Source organism: Akkermansia massiliensis (assembly GCF_023516715.1).
GTDB classification, from domain to species: Bacteria; Verrucomicrobiota; Verrucomicrobiia; order Verrucomicrobiales; family Akkermansiaceae; genus Akkermansia; species Akkermansia massiliensis.
The window spans coordinates 927,951-943,549 of the sequence record NZ_JAMGSI010000002.1 but is presented as its reverse complement, the minus strand read 5'-3'; the positions used below and the strand labels follow the sequence as shown (position 1 = coordinate 943,549).

Annotated in this window: 14 protein-coding genes; 7 read left to right on the top strand and 7 right to left on the bottom strand. The window is 60.1% G+C overall.

Going from position 1 to position 15,599, the window contains the following annotated elements; translation table 11 throughout:
• Window positions 1–31: 31 nt before the first annotated feature.
• From hflX to M8N44_RS11645, 4 genes are all read right to left on the bottom strand, one after another.
• Complete coding sequence (hflX, locus tag M8N44_RS11655; protein ID WP_022397643.1) at window positions 32–1,345, bottom strand: GTPase HflX; 1,314 nt, start codon at window positions 1,343–1,345, stop codon at window positions 32–34.
• A 10-nt stretch (window positions 1,346–1,355) separates the two neighbouring features.
• Window positions 1,356–1,487, bottom strand: a complete 132-nt coding sequence (locus M8N44_RS13975; protein WP_022397644.1) for a hypothetical protein — start codon at window positions 1,485–1,487, stop codon at window positions 1,356–1,358.
• Window positions 1,488–1,644: 157 nt separating this feature from the next.
• Window positions 1,645–4,233, bottom strand: a complete 2,589-nt coding sequence (locus M8N44_RS11650) for a serine/threonine-protein kinase (RefSeq protein ID WP_022397645.1) — start codon at window positions 4,231–4,233, stop codon at window positions 1,645–1,647.
• A gap of 152 nt (window positions 4,234–4,385) precedes the next feature.
• Entirely contained in the window at window positions 4,386–5,786 is a 1,401-nt protein-coding gene (locus M8N44_RS11645; protein WP_249853111.1) for an ROK family protein, read from the bottom strand.
• Between the two features lie 200 nt (window positions 5,787–5,986).
• Between M8N44_RS11645 and M8N44_RS11640 the strand changes: the two genes are divergently transcribed.
• Together M8N44_RS11640 and M8N44_RS11635 are read left to right on the top strand one after the other, a co-directional pair.
• Complete coding sequence (locus M8N44_RS11640) at window positions 5,987–6,850, top strand: CPBP family intramembrane glutamic endopeptidase (protein WP_102736976.1); 864 nt, start codon at window positions 5,987–5,989, stop codon at window positions 6,848–6,850.
• On the top strand, window positions 6,840–7,736 hold the full coding sequence (locus tag M8N44_RS11635) for a thiamine-phosphate kinase (RefSeq protein WP_102722168.1): 897 nt from the start codon (window positions 6,840–6,842) through the stop codon (window positions 7,734–7,736). Before M8N44_RS11640 ends, M8N44_RS11635 begins: the two co-directional genes overlap by 11 nt.
• 50 nt (window positions 7,737–7,786) lie before the next feature.
• Here the strand turns inward: M8N44_RS11635 and M8N44_RS11630 are convergent, their stop codons facing one another.
• Window positions 7,787–9,628, bottom strand: a complete 1,842-nt coding sequence (locus M8N44_RS11630) for a lysophospholipid acyltransferase family protein (RefSeq protein ID WP_022397649.1) — start codon at window positions 9,626–9,628, stop codon at window positions 7,787–7,789.
• A gap of 138 nt (window positions 9,629–9,766) precedes the next feature.
• On the opposite strand from M8N44_RS11630, the gene cmk reads away from it, so the two are divergent.
• Genes cmk through recF form a run of 3 tightly spaced genes read left to right on the top strand, consistent with a single transcriptional unit; the run spans window position 9,767 to window position 12,091 of the window.
• Entirely contained in the window at window positions 9,767–10,408 is a 642-nt protein-coding gene (gene cmk / locus M8N44_RS11625) for a (d)CMP kinase (RefSeq protein ID WP_022397650.1), read from the top strand.
• Window positions 10,405–11,016 carry a lysophospholipid acyltransferase family protein gene (locus M8N44_RS11620; RefSeq protein WP_102729013.1) on the top strand — a complete coding sequence of 204 codons (612 nt, stop codon included), beginning with the start codon at window positions 10,405–10,407 and terminating at the stop codon, window positions 11,014–11,016. The genes cmk and M8N44_RS11620 overlap by 4 nt, the downstream gene beginning before the upstream one ends.
• A 19-nt stretch (window positions 11,017–11,035) precedes the next feature.
• Window positions 11,036–12,091, top strand: coding sequence for a DNA replication/repair protein RecF (gene recF / locus M8N44_RS11615; RefSeq protein ID WP_102729012.1), 1,056 nt, complete (start codon window positions 11,036–11,038; stop codon window positions 12,089–12,091).
• 57 nt (window positions 12,092–12,148) lie between these two features.
• On the opposite strand, the gene M8N44_RS11610 is transcribed toward recF, so the two are convergent.
• A complete protein-coding gene (locus tag M8N44_RS11610) occupies window positions 12,149–12,652 on the bottom strand; it encodes a flavin reductase family protein (RefSeq protein WP_102729011.1) in 504 nt (167 codons plus the stop codon).
• 162 nt (window positions 12,653–12,814) lie between these two features.
• Between M8N44_RS11610 and rnc the strand changes: the two genes are divergently transcribed.
• Window positions 12,815–13,510 (top strand): ribonuclease III, encoded by a 696-nt coding sequence (gene rnc / locus M8N44_RS11605; RefSeq protein WP_102729010.1) that lies wholly within the window; start codon window positions 12,815–12,817, stop codon window positions 13,508–13,510.
• A 143-nt stretch (window positions 13,511–13,653) separates the two neighbouring features.
• Window positions 13,654–14,985 (top strand): porin, encoded by a 1,332-nt coding sequence (locus M8N44_RS11600; protein WP_102729009.1) that lies wholly within the window; start codon window positions 13,654–13,656, stop codon window positions 14,983–14,985.
• Between the two features lie 91 nt (window positions 14,986–15,076).
• Here the strand turns inward: M8N44_RS11600 and M8N44_RS11595 are convergent, their stop codons facing one another.
• Complete coding sequence (locus M8N44_RS11595) at window positions 15,077–15,379, bottom strand: hypothetical protein (protein WP_022397656.1); 303 nt, start codon at window positions 15,377–15,379, stop codon at window positions 15,077–15,079.
• Window positions 15,380–15,599: the final 220 nt, after the last annotated feature.

Here is a 15,599-nt window from a genome sequence, read left to right as displayed (position 1 = left end):
AGGATGCGGTTTCTCCGCAATCAAGAGGAAATCATTTTTCCGCCAGAAAACGGCTGAATTTGTTATAAAACGCCACAGGGAGCACGGCTTCTATCAGGGTGCCTTCCTCCACGTATTCCGTGGAGAGAACCTTCCCTTCACTATGCATGGCGGCCGCCAGGTCGCTCCGGGTATAGGGAATCAGGAACCGCGCGCGCCGGACGCGGCTTTCCAGCATCTCCACGCAGGCGTTCAGCAGGTCTTCCGCGCCATGCCCCTCCTGCACGGACATGGGCACCACCCTGCCGTTGAAGTGGGGCTTCAACAGGGTTTCCAGCGTGTGGCGCTCTTCTTCCGGCACAAGGTCCACCTTGTTCAGGACCACGATCATGGGCTTGTCGCCCGCGCCCAGCTCGCCGAGCACTTCCAGCGTGGTTTCATAATGGCGCACGGCTTCCGGATCGGAGGCGTCCACCACCTGCACCAGGAAATCCGCCAGCACGGCTTCCTCCAGCGTGGATTTGAAAGCCTCCACCAGGCGGTGGGGAAGGTTGCGGATGAAGCCCACGGTATCCGTCAGCAGCAGGGGCTGCCCGTGGGGAAGTTCTATTTTCCGCGTCGTGGTGTCCAGCGTGGCAAAAAGCATGTCCTTCGCCATGACTTCGGAACCGGATACCAGGGAAAGCAGGGAGGATTTCCCGGCATTGGTATAGCCCACGATGGCGGCCGTGGCTACGGCCTGGCGCTCCCGTTCCTTGCGCTGCGTGGCGCGCTGCCGGGTCACCAGGGCCAGTTCCTTCTGAATGGCTTCAATCCTGGCGCGCGCCAGGCGGCGGTCCACTTCAATCTGTTTTTCGCCCTCGCCCCTGGCGGCTCCGCCGCCGCCCTTGCCTCCTCCGGAACCGCCGCCCTGGCGGTCCAGGTGGTTCCACATGCGGGCCATGCGCGGCAGGGAATACTGCATGCGGGCCAGCTCCACCTGGAGGGTGGCCTCCCGCGTGCGTGCGCGCCGGGCAAAGATATCCAGAATGACCTCTTCACGGTCAATCACGCATTCGTCAATCAGCCGTTCCCATTCGCGCTGCTGGGAGGGGGAAAGCATGTTGTCAAACACCACGCAGTCCGCCCGGCAGTCCAGCGCCAATTGCTTTACTTCCTGGGCTTTTCCGGTGCCGCACAGGAATTTGGCGTGCATGTCCCGGGACTTGATGAGGTGCTTGCCTGCAATGCTGATGCCGAGGTTGGTGACAAGGTCTTCCAGCTCGTCCAGCATGGCCTGTTTTTCCCTGGCCTCGGAAGGGTCGAAGTAGATGGAAACGAGCATGGCTCGCTCCACCATTTCCGGCTTTTCACGAATTTCAAACATATTCAAGCAGTTAACGGAATTGCTTGCTGGAGGTGGGCTGGTAGTCCTTCAGCGCGAAGTCCGCGTGTTTGTGACAGTCACAACCGCATGAAGAGAGGATGCCGGCCACGCATGCCAGCGTCAAAAAGCTGATCAGTCTCATGCGGCTATGAGACCTGTACGGAGTATCCTAGGCAAGCAAATTTTACTTCATCACGCCTACTTTTCCGCAAAACCGGCGCAGGGTTCCTTTTCCAGACGGGACTTTTCCACCGTCGGCACGGCCTTCCCGCCCTCCTCCGGCCAAGAGCCTGCCGGAATTAATCCGATTCTTCACCGTCTTCCGGGGGCGTCTCCTCCGCGTCCAAACCGCTCATCCACAGGTTCCATTTTTCAATGAAGGCGCGGTCCATCTGGAGCAGCGCATTTTCCTGCTGGGCGGGGGAAATGGTCTCCGTCAGACTGCCGAAAATAAGCAGCGGCTTGGAATACGCATCCGCCAGGGGGGAGAATTCCGCAGGCTGCTTCTGGCGGCATTCCCGCGCCAGGGCATACAGGGAGTTGAACGGTAGCTCGTTCCAGCTGACCTGGTACGCATCACTGCCTTCCCGGCTGTCCTGCGGTTCCACAGTCAGCAGATGCCCCTTCATCCCTGTCAGGCGCACCTTGGAGCCGTCTTTCAGCACCAGGGGTTTTCCAGGTTTCTTTTCCAGGAGAGCGGGCAGAATTTTCTCCATGCGGGTGAACAGGGGCAGCATTTGATCCGTCATTTCCCGGCGCACGGACAGTCTGGCCTTGACGGCGGGGGAGGAAATAACCTTTTCCGCCCCGCCGTAAACGGCGGAGGCCTTTTCAAAGTCCCCGGTTTTTTTCATGACGTCCGCAGCTTCCCGGCAAACGTCTTCATAGCTTCTGGACTGAGCGGCCAGCAGGGTTTCCTTTTTCTTTTCCTCCTCCAGCGCTTTTTGTCTTTCCTCCTCCTTTTTCCTCTCAGCCATCTTCACGGCTTCCGCCGCCTCCCAGTCACGGGCTGTCTGGTACTGCATTCTCAAATGGTCCAGCATTCCTTCCAGCGCAGCATAGGCTGGAGGCATCGCGGACACTTCCCCGATCATCATCTGTTCCCGCAGGAAGTCTGCGGCGGACCGTTTGGCCTCCACTTCCGCCACCGTCTTTTCCGGCATGTCCTGAAGGCGTTTCAGGCGTTCGTACTGGTCCGTATATCTCTTGAGGTTGTTGAGCCAGGCGGAAGCCAGCTCACGGACGTTCCTGTCCCGGTCGTCCGCCGCATCGGCCGCCACCTTGTCCAGAAAAACGCCGTATTCCGGCCATTTACCGGCAAAGTACCAGGATTTCAGCGCCATGCCCACATAGTAATGCACGGCCAGATCGGAGTTGGAACGCAAACCCGGCATTCGGGAAGACCAGTCCCCGGAACTCAAGTACATGACCAGGTTGCCGACGTCCCTGGAGCGTTCCAGTTCCGCAGGGTCCTTGCAGGCCTCCACCTTCCTGCTCAGCTCTTCCAGGCGCTCCACCCCTTCCGGGAACTGGCCGCGCGTCCACATGCACAGAACCTGGTTCAGACCGGCCCAGAGTGAGGTGGAAAGGGGGCAGTCCGGCTGGTCCGCCAGATCCCCGAACATGGCGGCGGCTTTCACCAGGTCTCCCCGGTTCAGGGATTCCTGGGCTTCATTGAACAGCTTGCCGAAGCGGATGCTGCGCTCCAGCCGCGATTCCGCCGCAGCCGTGTCCTCCGGGGTAGTGCCCGTTCCCGCCGTAGGAGTGAGCGCCGGAGGGGGTGTTCCCGGGGAAGCGCCCCTCCCCTTCTGCCATGCCGCCCAGCCCCAGATGCCCAACCCCAGCGCCACTACGGAGGCAACGGAGGAAATGACGATAATGCGGCATTTCCTGCGGCGGACGCGCCGCGCCTCCGCCGCGCGCCGTTCCGACCAGGTGAGGCCGGATTCCTGCATGGCCAGGGTGTATTCCTCCAGGGCCTGTTCCACGGCATCCATCAATTCCGGATAGGAGGAGAACCTGTCTTCCCTGTCAAAAGCCATCAGCCTGTCCACGATGAAGCAGGTCATGGGGGAGACGTCATTGACCACCTGTTCCAGGCGGGGAAGGTTTTTCTTGGTCTCCAGAAGGACATCGGAAGACTGGGAAGCGTCCACGCGGGGGGGAGCGCCCACCAGCAAATGGTACATGGTGGCTCCCAGCGCGTACATGTCCGTCCGGAAGTCTTCTTCTCCCCTCAGCAGCGTTTCCGGAGCTGCGTAATAGGGAGTGACCCATATTTCCCGCTCCACGTCGGATTCACTGTGCAGCAGGGAGAGGCCGAAGTCCACGATCTTGGCGACTCCGTCAGGAGACTGGAGAACGTTGGCGGGCTTGATGTCCCTGTGCATGAGGCCCGCGTTCCAGGCGGCGTCCAGGCCGCGCACGATATCCAGCGTCAGGCGTAGCACCTTGTCCTCCGGCACGCGTTCTTCCGCGGTAATCAGGGCATCCAGGCCGCTGCCCTCCACCAGTTCCATGGCAATGTAAAAAAGGCCCTGGTCGCGCCCCACGGCATAAATCTGCACTAGGTTTTCATGGGAAACCCGCGCCATGATCTGGGCCTCCCGTTCAAAGCGTTCACTGCGCAGGGCATCCCCGGCATAGGTGTCATTCAGCACCTTCAGGGCCACCTCCCGCCCCAGCACGGAATCTTCCGCCCGGTATACCACGCTCATGCCGCCTTTTCCCAGTTTTCCGGTAATCCGGTAGGGGCCCATGCGCGTTTTCACGCGCGTCAGCGCCTGGCAGCCCGGACAGATGGCGTTGGCATACGGAGGCAGTTGGGAAACGTCCATGGCCTGCCCGCATTCCGGGCAATGAACAATGTTGTCTTGCTGGGGATTCATGAACGCAGGGCGTCGGGGCGGGAATCGGAAAAAGGAGGGGCGGGAATCCGGCGCGGCAGAGGCTGTTCAGCGCATCCGGCAAAAGTCCCCCTCCGGATATGAGCAGGGAGGGACCCCATACAGGGTCCCTCCCGCAAATTTCATTCCTCCTGTCAGGAGAGGGCCGGCAGGGAAGCGGCGGCTACGGCCTGGCCGTGGCGCTTGGTCTTTTCATCCGGCACGCGGAGCTGGATCTTCAGCTCGGGGAATTCGGTGCGCAGCACTTCCTCCGCCTTGTCAATGATGATCTGGCCGCCGTCTCCGGAAGCCACACGGCCCAGGAAGAGCAGGTTGCGGATATCATAGAACCTGGCGTAGTGGGCAATGGCATAGCCGAAGTGCACGCCGATGGTTTCATAAATCTTGCGGGCGCGTTCGTCGCCTTCCGCCATGGCGGCCTGAACCTTTTTGAGCTGTTCCGGGAAGGGCATGCCTTCAAACTGGAAGCCGGCGCGGGGAGCCAGACGGGCTACGGCCTGCTGGGAGAAGTAGAGGGCGCCTACGCCCATGTCCTTGGACCATTCGTCCACGCCGCCTTCTTCCGAGTAATCCACGGGAGCGAAGGCCAGTTCATTCAGCCAGGGCTTGATGTGGCCTTCCGGGTCCACGTAGCCGGCGGCTTCGGATGTGCCCATGGCTACGCCGAGCACGGCGTTGTCGTTCATGCCCATGGCTCCGGCGAGGGCGGTGACTTCACCGTCGTTCACCACTTCAAAGGGGATGTTGTTCCACTTTTCCTTCTGGAGGGTGCGGAACACCTTGCCGAGGGTCTTTTCAATGTCTTCCTGGCTGACGCCGCGGAACAGGGAGGAGGTGCGCACCTCGCTGTTGATGATGACGCCGGCGGAGGAACCGCCGATGGCGTCCACCCGCGGAAGGTGGGCTGCGGCGCGTTCCAGGGAGTCCTGGATGCCTTCAATGTGGTACTGGGGATCCTTCTGGAAATAGGGGTCCCAGACCACTTCTTCGGAATACACCACTTCTTCGGAATACACCACTTCTCCGTTCACCACGGCGGCGCATTTGCGGTCGGAACCGCCCAGGTCGAAGCCGATGCGGTAGCCGTCCAGGTTGCGGCCCAGGGTCATGGAGCCGGAATATTCCTCAGGCAGTTCTTCCACGGACACCTTCTTCACTTCAATGGGGGAGCCGTAAATCTTCTTGCCGATGAAATCCCAGTCGAATTCGCGGGCGCCGCCCTTGCAGTAGCGGGAGGCCAGCATGTCCGCAATAGCGTCATCCCCGGCGACGAGGATGATATTGCCGCCCTTCTGCCACAGCAGGAATTTCACGATGCGTTCCACATAGGTCTCATTCAGGGCAACGTTTTCTCCGGTGTGGGGAAGGAGCTTGCCGGACCAGCGGAAGCAGGTCCCGTCATTGCGGGTCAGAGCGATGTCCACTTGATGAGAAGCGGGATCGGCGGCGGCTTTGGCCTCAAAGGCTTGATTCCAAAGAACGGCCGGCACGAAGCCGGGGTCCAGCACAGGCGTGATTTTGGGTTGAATATTCATGGCAATAATCCGTTGGAAATGTAGCATACCCGCTTTTCTTTGAAAAGTATTCATTCCCTTCCTTCATGATTTTTTTTGCGGAGTACGGGGCGATAGCTCACTTTCTGCTGGAAAATCACCGTGTTTTCACTAAAGAAGCAGGTGTCCTTATTCCGGCGTGGCGCTCCGGAAGGGCGGCCTATTCCACGCATACCTGTTTCATGAATGAATTAACGGACCAGCTTATTACCCTGTTCTCCTCCGCCCTGATTGCCGTCATGTTCATCGCCGTGGCGGTGGGCATCTTCCGCCAGGCCCATGCGCCGAACATCCAGCGCCCCCTGAAATGGCACATCCCCGTGGACCATCTGGACATGCTGGACATCGCCATGTGCGGCATCATCGTCCTGTACTTCAGCCTGGGCGCCCTGATGGCTGCGGCCACGCCTCCGGGAGCCTCCGCTCCGCCCACCACTACAAACATGGAGCTGGACGGCTACAAGATTTTCAACGGCACCTGCCTGAACCTCATCCTGGCCTTCGTCCTGCTGGTGCGCATGTTCCACACAGGCAGAATGGAGGCGCTAGGGCTGAAAAAACATTCCCTGAAAGCCCTTCTTTATGCCCCCGTGGCGGGCTATCTGCTGGTGCTGGTCATCCACTTCCTGCTGGACAGGGCGGGCCTGTTCCAGTGGATTGAACAGGTCACGCACGCTCCGGCGGAGCAGTCCATCGTCTCCGTGCTGCGGCATTCCAGCGATATTCCCCTGGTTGTGGTCATCTGCTTCAGCGCCGCCATCGCGGCCCCGCTGGTGGAGGAACTCATCTTCCGCGGCTACCTGTACCCAATCATGAAAAAGTACACGGGCGCCTGGTTTGCGCTGGTCACCACGTCCCTGCTCTTCGGCATCATCCACGTCAGCCTGGTGCCCTTCATTCCGCTGGCAATCTTCGGGGCCATGCTGGTGCTGCTGTACGAATACACGGGCTCCATCTGGACGCCCATCATCGCCCACTGCATTTTTAACACCGCCACTCTCATCAACATCCTGTATCCCGGCGTTCTCCTTCCCTATGGAACCTGATCCCACCATCCGGCAGACGGGGGAGGACGCGCTGGTGGCCCGGCTCCTGCCCCTGATGCCCTCCAACGCCTTCCTGGTCACGGGACCGGGGGACGATTGCGCCGTGACCCGGAGCTCCGGAAACCGTCAATTGCTCCTGAAAACGGACTGCGTGGTGGAAGGCATGCACTTCCTGCCTGGAACGGATCCCGAACTGATCGGCAGGAAGGCGCTGGCTAGGGCCGTCTCAGACATAGCGGCCATGGGCGGCACACCGCTTCACGCGCTGGTGACCCTGTTCGTGCATGCGGACCGCCCCGTCTCCCAGGTGGAAGGAATTTACCGGGGAATGGGACGGCTGGCACGGCAATTCGGCATCAGCATTGCCGGAGGGGAAAGCTCCGGACTGCCGGAAGACGGCCTCATCATCAGCGTGGCCCTCACCGGAGAGGTTGCGGAAGGGAAAGCCGTCCTGCGCAGCACGGCGCGCGCGGGAGACCTGCTCGCCGTCACGGGCGTGCTCGGCGGCAGCTTTCCCACGGGGCACCATCTTTCCTTCATTCCACGGGTCAGGGAGGGCGGCGTACTGGCCGCCTCCGGCTTGGCCACCGCCATGATGGACCTTTCCGACGGTCTGGGAACCGACCTTCCACGGCTGGCCGCGGCCTCCGGACTGGGATTCCGCATTCATGCAGAACTCCTTCCCGTGCGCCCGGGCTTCACCGCGGCGCAGGCCGCAGGAGACGGGGAGGATTACGAGCTGCTGGTCACGTTCCGTCCCGGCGACCGGGAGCGGGTTGCCCGGCTGGCCGCGGAGCATTTCCCGGAAACGCCCTTCACCGTTATCGGGGAAATGACGACGGAACCCTCCTCCGCCCTTCCGTCAGGCTACAGGCATTTCAACTAGCCGGATAAGGGAAAAACCGGACCGGAAACCGGCAAAAAACGCCTGCGGAACTATTCCGCCGCCTTCTCCTCTTCCCTCTCCCGCTGCATATAGGGCAGCAGCTGTTCGTACGTGTCCTTCCCCATGTAGCGCTTGATGGAACGCTCCGGAGACTTGAAAATGTCCACCAGGATCAGGCAGTCCAGCACATCGCCGAAATGCTTGTCCACGCTGAAGGACAGGATTTTTCCGTTCAGCTTCAGGTACTGGCGCAGCAGCACGGGAATTCCCTTGCCGTCCTCCTCAATGTCCGCCACGAGCTGGGAGAGCCCCTGGGCGTCCGTCAGGCCAATGGGCAGGATACAGGATTCCGACCTTTTCAGGTCCGCCTTGCGGGGCGGATTGTAGGCTTTCACCTCATGCACCAGCACGGAGTCCATTTCATGCGCCTTCAGGTAGGAGACGATGAGGGCACGGGAAAGGTTGGTGTAATCACGGGAGATGCTTACCGTGCCGAACAGGTAGCGGTAATGGTGGTTGCGGGCCATGAACTGGCCGATGCCCTCCCAGATGAAGCCGAGGGCCAGCGGCCTTTTCTGGTATTCCGGCACGATGAAGGCGCGTCCCATTTCCAGGGAGCGGTCCAGCACCTTCAGGGCGGCGGGGGTAAAGGAGAAATATTCCCCGTTATACAGCCCTTTCACGCCGTAGCGGGCGATGATCTTGTCCGTCTCCCCCATGCGGTAGGCCCCTGCAATCTTCCGGTGGGTCCTGTCCCACAGGAACAGGTGCTTGTAATGGTTGTCGTACGTGTCCAGGTCGCACGCCTTGCCGGAGCCCTCCCCCACCTGGCGGAAGGTGTATTCCCTCAAGCGCCCTATTTCAATCAGGATATTGGGGATTTGCAGGGCGTCCGCCACGTACACGTCCCAGTCTCCGTTCTCCTGGCGGGCATGCAGGCATTCCGCGGGCAGTGCGTCAATCTCCGCCTGCATGTCCTGCACGGAAACGGGCGGAATCAGTGCGGCCATCTTCGCCTTCCGGTCCTTCCTGTGCACATGGGGACGGCGGCTCTTTTCATAACTCTTGCCCAGCAGGTAGGTGCGCAGGCGCAGATGGGAAACCATGGCTTCATCGGAATCATACTGCCCAAGCTGGCTGAACGGAATGGGCTTGCCCACCACGATGCGGTGCGTACGGCGCCCGTCACGCCCCACTTCACGGGGAAGGAAAGCCACGCGCGCCTTGCGGTTGATGAGGGAAACGCCCTGGAACAGCAGACTGTTGCGCCCCGGAAAATGCACGGGAACCACCGTCGCCTTCGTCATGCGGATGATGGCGGCGATGTTCGCGTTCCAGGGATCGTCCGTCACCCTCTTGTGGGCCAGGGAAAAGCTGGAGGCCGTGCCGGCGGGGAAAATGCCCAGCACGCCGCCCTTCCGCAGCCAGGAGATCATCTTGCGCATGCCGGAGAGATTCTTGCGCTTGGCGTTCTCATCCTCGTACACGTCCACCTTGATCAGCCAGGGTTCCAACTCCTGGCACAGGGAAAGCTGTTCGTTCGCCAGAATGCGGACGTCCTCCCTCACGCGGGTGAGCAGCTCTCCGAACATGATGCCGTCCGACAGGCCGTGCGGATGGTTGGCGACCACGACCACCGGCCCTTTCTTGGGGATATTTTCCAGATCCCCCGGGCGCAGTTGCAGCTTCAGGTTCAAATGTCTGGAAGCAAGCTGGAAGAAATTCTCCGGAGAACCGGATTCCTTGTCGCGCACGATCTTGTCGTACGCCTTGTTCAAGCGTTCCAGGCCCAGCAACTTTTCGGCGGACGCGGCCACCAGGGCGGGAAGGCGCGTATTCTCATCCAAAATGTCTCTGATGTCCACCATCTTCGGGTGTTTGAGTTGGGCCATGCCCCGCTGTATAACGGATTTACAGGAAAAAGTGAAACTCTTTTTGCACGGGCCGCCGGAACGCAGTCTTGATTTCCACGGGGCGCAAAGCTACAATCCAAGCGGCTTTAGCCCCCATTTCCAACATAGAAGACACTCATGCATCCAGCCATCGCCATTGACGGTCCCGCCGCATCCGGAAAATCCACCGTCGCCAAGCTCATCGCGGACCGCCTCGGCTACACGTTCATCAACACCGGGGCCATGTACCGGGCCGTCACCTGGTATATGCTGGAACAGGGCATCGACCCTGCGGACACGGCCGCCGTGCTGGAAGCGCTGTCCTCCGTTCCCCTCTCCTTCGGAAAGGACGGCAGCCGCTCCGTGGTCCTGTGCGGGGAACGCGTGCTGGGTGAAGAACTCACGCGCCCGCAGGTTAACGACCACGTCTCCACCATCGCGGCCATTCCGGAAGTGCGCTCCCTGCTGGTGGAACGGCAGCGGGAATACAACCGCCGGGAACCCGTGGTGATGGAAGGCAGGGACATAGGCACCGTGGTATTTCCGGACACGCCGTTCAAGTACTTCGTCACCGCCTCCGAGGAAGTGAGGGCCTCCCGCCGCGCCGCGGAAGGCCTGACGGACTCCATTGCGGAACGGGACCGCAAGGACTCCTCCCGCGCCACCGCCCCGCTGGCCCAGGCTCCGGACGCCCTGCTGGTGGATACGTCAGACATGACGATCGACCAGGTCGTCCGTTTCATTACCGACAACATTCAACAAAAACTCTCCGCCAGATGAACTCCTTCTACTGGGTTTTCTACACGCTCTTTAAAAGCATTTCCAAAGCCTTCTTTTCCTGGAAAGTCGTCAACCGGGAAAAGCTCATTGAAGACGGCCCCGTGCTCATCGTCAGCAACCACCAGAGCTTTCTGGACCCGCCCATGCTGGGCATCTCCTATGAGGACGGCATCTATTTCTTTGCCCGCAAGACCCTGTTCCGGGGCATTTTCAAATGGGCGCTTCCGCTTTGCCTGGCCATCCCGATCGACCAGGAAAACCCGGACGCCGCCAGCCTCAAGCACGTCATCCGCCTGCTGAAATCCGGCAAGCGCGTGCTCGTCTTCCCGGAAGGTTCCCGCACTCCGGACGGTGAAATCCACGACGGCATGGGGGGCATCGGCCTCATTCTGAGCAAGACGAAGGTTCCCGTGCAGCCCCTGCGCATCAGCGGAGCGTATGAAGCCTTCCCCATCGGCGCCCGCTTCCCCAAACTCCACCCCGTCACGGTCACGGTGGGAGATCCCATCCCCTTTACTCCGGCGGAACTTAACGCCAAGGGAAAAGAGGCGTACCAGCATTTGACGGACAGGATCATGGACGCCATCCGCGCCCTCCCTGCGGAATAATCCCTCCTTCCCCTGCCCCATGATCTCCAGGCTGAAATTAATGGACTTCCGCTGCTACGGAAGCTTCTCCTGGCAGATTCCGCAGCAGGGGGCCATCATCCTGGGAAACAACGCGCAGGGAAAAACCAGCCTGCTGGAAGCCGTCTGCTTCCTGCTGCGCCTGCAATCCCCGCGCACCGCCCGGCCCGGCCCGCTGGCCGCCCACGGAAAGCAGGCCTTCGGCATCCGCGGAGAGCTGCCGGGGCAGGCCCGGCGCATCCTGTGGACCCCGGACGCTCCGGACCTCCGCGTCAACGGAGAGCCGCGCAAGGACCAGCGCAGCTATCTGGCTGACAGCTACCCCGTGGTATGGATGGGGAATGACGATCTTTCCCTGGTGCAGGCCGGAGCGGACGCCCGCAGAAAATACATGGACTTTCTGGGCAGCCAGTGGCACCCCGGCTACAGGCTGGCCCTGTTCAGCTACCGGAGGGCGCTGAAAACGCGCAACTACCTGCTCAAGCACAGGCACAGGGACAAGCTGCAGCTGGACGCCTACACGCGCCAGCTGGCCCTGCACGGCACGGAACTGAAAAGCCTGCGCGCCAGCCTGCTGACGCTGCTGGCCCCCCACATCACCCTCGCCTACCGCAGCATCGGCGAACGGGAGGAACAGGTGGCCGTGGCCTACCGCGCCTCGGAGGAAGGGGACCTGTATGAACGGCTGTGCGCCGCCGTGGACCGGGACATCCGGTACGGGCAAACCCAGAACGGCCCCCACCGGGACGACCTGGACATCACGCTGAACGGCAGGAGCGCCGCACAGTTCGCCTCTGAAGGGCAGCAGCGCACCATCGCCATCTCCATGAAGCTGGCCCAATCCTCCCTGCTCACGGAAGAAACGGGGCATACGCCCATCCACCTGATTGACGACGTCTTCGGGGAGCTGGACCCCACGCGCCGGGTGGCCTTTCTGCAATCGCTCCCGGCGGACGCGCAAAGCCTCATCACCACCACCCATCTGGACTGGCTGCACGATACCCCGTGCCCCCTGCCGTCCTTCCGGCTGGAGGATTCCACGCTCAAACCGCTCTAAACAAACTGAGGAGAATCACGATAAACAAGAATTCACCCCGGCGGCATTTCCGGCACGTTATTCCTTCACCCAAACGTTCAGAATCTCCACGATGTACATCTTGTGGAAATCCCGCGCGGCGTACCACTCCGGTACAATGGTCTTGTCCAGAAAGGCTTCCGGACTGAGAGCCTCCGCATACAGTTTGCGGCATTCCAGCACCAGGCGCGCTTCCATAAAACTCACGTTGCCGTTCTCCGTTGCGTACGGCGTCAGTCCGGAGGCGGCCACCTTGTCCGTATCCCGTCCGCTCGTGGTGCCGCAAACAGTCAGCGCCTTGTGGTACTCATGGCTGAAGAAGGAAAGCGTGAACTCCTCCCCGGCCTCAATGAAGCCGAAGGTATGGCGCTGGGGACGGATAACCACGAATGCCACGGGCTTCTTCCACATGAAGCCCAGGCCGCCCCAGCTGGCCGTCATCATATTGAAATGCTCCGGCGTTCCAGCCGTCACCAGCATCCAGTCGTGCCCGATCAACTGCATGGCGTTATCCCGAATCTCCTTTGGATCAATCTTTTTCATCGCGGTCTCTAACGTTCGTTCGCGTACCATCCTACACCTCTCCAGCCATATGTCAAAGCCGCGGAGCGGCTGGGATGACGCGGAAAAGGCGTGCCCCGCCCTGCCGGAAACACCCTTCCTTTGGAGTTGCATTTCCTAATTAGCGGCCCTAGCATTTCCGGGATGAACTATACCGCGCTGGAAGACAAGCTGGGTTACCGTTTCAAAAACCCGGACCTGCTCGTGCAGGCCCTCACCCACCCCAGCACGGACAGCAAGCCGGAAACGCGCCGGACATATGAACGGCTGGAATTCCTGGGCGACGCCATTTTACAGCTTGCCGTCACACAGTACCTTTACCGCCACATGCCCCAGTCTCCGGAAGGGGAGCTGACCCAACTGCGCGCCCGCACCGTCAGCCGCGCCAATCTGGGCAAATACGGCTTCATCCTGGGGCTGGACAAATATATTGCCCTGGGAAAAGGGGAGGAACGGGCCGGAGGACGGGGAAAAAACTCCATCATCGCCAACACGTTTGAATCCGTCTTCGGGGCCATGTCGCTGGACTCCGACTATGAAACGGCCAAGGCCGTGGCCCTGCGCGTTCTTCATGAAGCGCTGGACTCCGCGGCCACCCACCCCAAGGAAATCAACCCCAAGGGGGAACTCCAGGCCATTCTTCAGGACATCCTGCCCGAAACTCCTTCCTATGAAACGGAAGAAAAAGGGCAGAGGGACGCCGAAAACCGTTTTCACTCCCGCGTTTTCTGGCATGGACACGCCATCGGTTCCGGCCATGGAGCCAGCAAGCGGAAGGCGGAAGTGGCCGCCGCCGCGGACGCCCTGGCCGCCAAAGCATGGCTCCGCATTACCGTGTAACCTTCAATGGGACGGGTGGCTATTTTGTCACCCTTAAGCCTTGGACAGCCCTGTGGCTGGTTTGATAGACAGAAGCCGTCTCCGTGAGGAAGAACCTTCCCCGGAAGACCTTCTCACAGACACACACCAACCATAGAAAACAAATGAAAACCTATACTCTCCCCGTCATCGGCATCATGACTCTCGGAGCCGCCGCCTTTGCCGCCGCCACGCCTTCCACCGGAGACGTTCTGCTGGCCCGCGACAGCTTTTCCACCTGCAAATGGCTCGGCGAACGTTTCAAGTGGTTCAATGCGGAACGGGATCACAAGAATCCCTACATCCAGGAATTCAACGTTTCCCTGCGCATGCAGTACGGACTGGACTGGATTGACCCGAACGGCGAAGGGCGCGTGATGGGTGAAAAGGAAGGCAACGGCCGCCGCTTCAACGACGAATGGCGCCGCTTTCGCGCCGGCTTCAACATGAAGTTCCTGAAAAACTTCAAGCTCAACAACGTCTGGAACATCGGCGGCATGGACGGTCTGGAAAGCTACAACGCGAAAACCAACACCTGGGACACCTCCGACCTGACCTACTCCCTGTATGAACTGAATCTGGAATACAAGGGAGGCCCCGTCACCTACGCCATCGGCAAAATGAAGCCGCGCATCACCGGGGAATACCGCACCTCCTCCTCCGCCATCCTGACCATTGAACGCTCCATGCTGGTCAACCAGCTCCGCTCGGAAACCAACTACGGGTTCCAGGTGAACAATTCCGACAAGAATGACAAGCTCGGCTGGGCGGCGGGCATCTGGATGAACGGCAACGGAGGAACCGGAACCGGCACGTTCAACAACCGCATTGAACCCGCCTTCAACTCCCGGGACAACTGCTTCGTCACCGGCACGCTCAGCTATGATACGTCCAACGACGTTTTCCTGAAAAAAAGCCGCCTGTGGCTGGATTACGCCCATAACTTCACCAACTGGGGCGACGACGCACAAAACAAGGCGTATGAAAAGCTCACCGGCTACGGCTTCAAATCCAAATACCAGGGCACCGGCGCCAAGGACGTGGTGGCGCTGACCTGGGAAGGCTCCCAGGGGGATTTCTCCCTGATGACGGAAGTGATGGCCGGCTTCAACGTCATTGGCATGAAGGCAGGGGCTGAAAACGTCTTCGGCGTGACCATCATGCCGTCCTACAAATTCACCCCCAACTGGGAAGGCGTGGTCCGCTACCAGATGGCGGCGGGCAGCAACGCCGTGAAATGGGAAAAGCGCTATACGCAGAACTCTACCTATTCCGGCACTTCCGACTGCATGCAGGCCCTGTACCTGGGCGTCAACTACTACATTTTCGAATGCAATCCGAACATGGCCAAGATCATGGCGGGCGTTGAATACGCCCATTCCAACGGCACGGACGCCAGCAAGCAGAAAGGCTTCACCGGCTGGAGCTACAACATTGCCTTCCGCACCAATTTCTAAGAAGTTGAGACGCTAAACCACACATTGGGTTCATGGACAGGATGGGAGGCATGGAGTAAAATCCGGCCCATCCTGCCCATTTCTTTTAAAATCACAACCGTGTGTCCGGGAACGTTTCCGATTTCAATGTAATCAGCTTGGGCTGGGCTGTGTATTCGCGGCCTTTTTTCACTAGGCCGCCGGCGCTCACGAGGCCCTGGAGCTTTTCATAAATCCGCAGCCGCAGGATTTCCTCACCGCCCAGGGACATGTGCTTTTGCTTCATCACGATAACGGTACGCTGGAAGATGTCATTGAATTCCAGCATGCCCGCCTCATGAAGAATGATAATAAGCTCATCAGTCACCAAATCCGGTGTCTTGCGCGAGGAACGTGATCTCCTATCCTCCAGCATGATGATAGAATACTATCATGACACACTTCCAGGCGTCAAGTTGATAAGACCTGCGTCATTTTCCGGCAGTATGGGGCGGAAAGGGTATAAAAGGCGGGTGTCCGGAAACCGGATGAGGAAATTTCCCGGAGCGGGAGATGTGTTGTTGATTCGCCCATCCACGGGATTTACTCACCCGGAGGAAGGAAAGAAGCTCTGCAAGAAACGGGGGAAAGGCATG

What these genes read in the sequence shown, in the direction of transcription:
- M8N44_RS11630 (WP_022397649.1), bottom strand. Translation starts at nt 9,628, where the DNA reads ATGGCCCAACTCAAACACCCGAAGATGGTGGACATCAGAGACATTTTG.
- hflX (WP_022397643.1), bottom strand. Translation starts at nt 1,345, where the DNA reads ATGTTTGAAATTCGTGAAAAGCCGGAAATGGTGGAGCGAGCCATGCTC.
- recF (WP_102729012.1), top strand. Translation starts at nt 11,036, where the DNA reads ATGATCTCCAGGCTGAAATTAATGGACTTCCGCTGCTACGGAAGCTTC.
- M8N44_RS11650 (WP_022397645.1), bottom strand. Translation starts at nt 4,233, where the DNA reads ATGAATCCCCAGCAAGACAACATTGTTCATTGCCCGGAATGCGGGCAG.
- M8N44_RS13975 (WP_022397644.1), bottom strand. Translation starts at nt 1,487, where the DNA reads ATGAGACTGATCAGCTTTTTGACGCTGGCATGCGTGGCCGGCATCCTC.
- M8N44_RS11645 (WP_249853111.1), bottom strand. Translation starts at nt 5,786, where the DNA reads ATGAATATTCAACCCAAAATCACGCCTGTGCTGGACCCCGGCTTCGTG.
- M8N44_RS11635 (WP_102722168.1), top strand. Translation starts at nt 6,840, where the DNA reads ATGGAACCTGATCCCACCATCCGGCAGACGGGGGAGGACGCGCTGGTG.
- rnc (WP_102729010.1), top strand. Translation starts at nt 12,815, where the DNA reads ATGAACTATACCGCGCTGGAAGACAAGCTGGGTTACCGTTTCAAAAAC.
- M8N44_RS11640 (WP_102736976.1), top strand. Translation starts at nt 5,987, where the DNA reads ATGAATGAATTAACGGACCAGCTTATTACCCTGTTCTCCTCCGCCCTG.
- M8N44_RS11595 (WP_022397656.1), bottom strand. Translation starts at nt 15,379, where the DNA reads ATGCTGGAGGATAGGAGATCACGTTCCTCGCGCAAGACACCGGATTTG.
- M8N44_RS11610 (WP_102729011.1), bottom strand. Translation starts at nt 12,652, where the DNA reads ATGAAAAAGATTGATCCAAAGGAGATTCGGGATAACGCCATGCAGTTG.
- M8N44_RS11620 (WP_102729013.1), top strand. Translation starts at nt 10,405, where the DNA reads ATGAACTCCTTCTACTGGGTTTTCTACACGCTCTTTAAAAGCATTTCC.
- M8N44_RS11600 (WP_102729009.1), top strand. Translation starts at nt 13,654, where the DNA reads ATGAAAACCTATACTCTCCCCGTCATCGGCATCATGACTCTCGGAGCC.
- cmk (WP_022397650.1), top strand. Translation starts at nt 9,767, where the DNA reads ATGCATCCAGCCATCGCCATTGACGGTCCCGCCGCATCCGGAAAATCC.